At 68.0% G+C, this 1,561-nt stretch carries 1 protein-coding gene and 1 pseudogene; both read right to left on the minus strand.

What is annotated here, in order from left to right; genetic code table 11:
* Positions 1-476 (minus strand): annotated as a pseudogene (locus QZH66_RS15880) (alpha-ketoacid dehydrogenase subunit beta); the annotation flags it as partial.
* Between the two features lie 3 nt (positions 477-479).
* Positions 480-1,561, minus strand: a 1,082-nt coding sequence (locus QZH66_RS19060) for a thiamine pyrophosphate-dependent dehydrogenase E1 component subunit alpha (RefSeq protein WP_345783859.1), incomplete at its 5' end; no start/stop codon positions are given.

The raw sequence follows: 1,561 nt of genomic DNA on the forward strand, positions 1-1,561 counted from the left end.
ACCGTGCGCAGCCCGCAGACATGCACAAAGAGCGCCTCGGGGCTCTGGCTGTGCGTCTGCCCGCCGTAGATGCCACCGCCGCAGGGCATGCGGATGGTGATGGGCGCGGTGAAGTCGCCCGCCGAGCGGTAGCGCAGCCGTGCCGCCTCGGAGACGATCTGGTCCATGGCCGGGTAGAAATAGTCGGCGAACTGGATCTCGACCACCGGCCGCAGCCCGTAGGCGCCCATGCCCACGGCCGTGCCGACGATGCCGCCCTCGGAGATCGGCGCGTCGAAGCAGCGCGCCTTGCCGTACTTGGCCTGCAGGCCCTCGGTGACGCGGAACACGCCGCCGAAATAGCCCACGTCCTGGCCGTAGACGATGACGTTGCCGTCGCGCTCCATCATCACGTCCAGACCTGAGCGCAGCGCCTGGATCATGCTCATGGGCACGGTGGCGCTCGCCACCGCCGGGTCTTGTTCTTGCGTCGCCATGGCTCAGACCCCCAGTTGCTGGCGCTGCCGGCGCAGGTGCTCGGGCAGATCCTTGTAGACGTCGTCGAACATCGAGGCCGCGCTGGCCACGCGGCCGTCGAGCAGCGTGCCATGGCTCTCGGCCTCCTTCTGCGCGGCGAGCACTTCGGCTTCGAGTTCTTGCTGCGCCTGCGCGTGCTGCTCCTCGGTCCACTCGCCGATGACCATCAAGTGCTGCTTGAGCCGCTCTATCGGATCGCCGAGCGGAAAGCGCTGCCAGTCGTCGGCCGGGCGGTATTTGGACGGATCGTCCGAGGTCGAGTGCGGCCCGCCCCGGTAGGTCACCCATTCGATGAGCGTCGGCCCATGGTTGTCGCGCGCGCGCTGCGCCGCCCAGCGCGAGGCCGCGTAGATCGCCAGAAAATCGTTGCCGTCCACGCGCAGNTATTTGGACGGATCGTCCGAGGTCGAGTGCGGCCCGCCCCGGTAGGTCACCCATTCGATGAGCGTCGGCCCATGGTTGTCGCGCGCGCGCTGCGCCGCCCAGCGCGAGGCCGCGTAGATCGCCAGAAAATCGTTGCCGTCCACGCGCAGCGAGGCGATGCCACAGCCCACGCCGCGCGCCGCGAACGTGGTGCCCTCGCCGCCGGCAATCGACTGGAAGGTGGAGATGGCCCACTGGTTGTTGACCACGTTGAGGATGACGGGCGCGCGGTACACATGGGCGAAAGTCAGCGCGGTGTGGAAGTCGGACTCGGCCGTGGCGCCATCGCCGATCCAGCCCGAGGCTATTTTGGTGTCGCCCTGGATCGCCGACGCCATGGCCCAGCCCACGGCCTGGATGAACTGCGTCGCCAGGTTGCCCGAGATCGAAAAGAACCCGGCCCGCTTGTACGAGTACATGACCGGCAGCTGCCGCCCCTTGAGCGGGTCGCGCTCGTTGCTCATGAGCTGGCAGATCATCTCGGCCAGGGGAATGTCTTCGCGCGCGAGCAGCAGGCCCTGCTGGCGGTAGGTCGGAAAGCACATGTCGCCCGGCTCCAGCGCCAGCGCATGGGCCACCGCGATCGCCTCCTCGCCCAGGCACTGCATGTAGAACGAAAGCT

This window comes from Stenotrophomonas sp. YIM B06876 (assembly GCF_030711595.1).
GTDB lineage: Bacteria > Pseudomonadota > Gammaproteobacteria > Xanthomonadales > Xanthomonadaceae > Stenotrophomonas.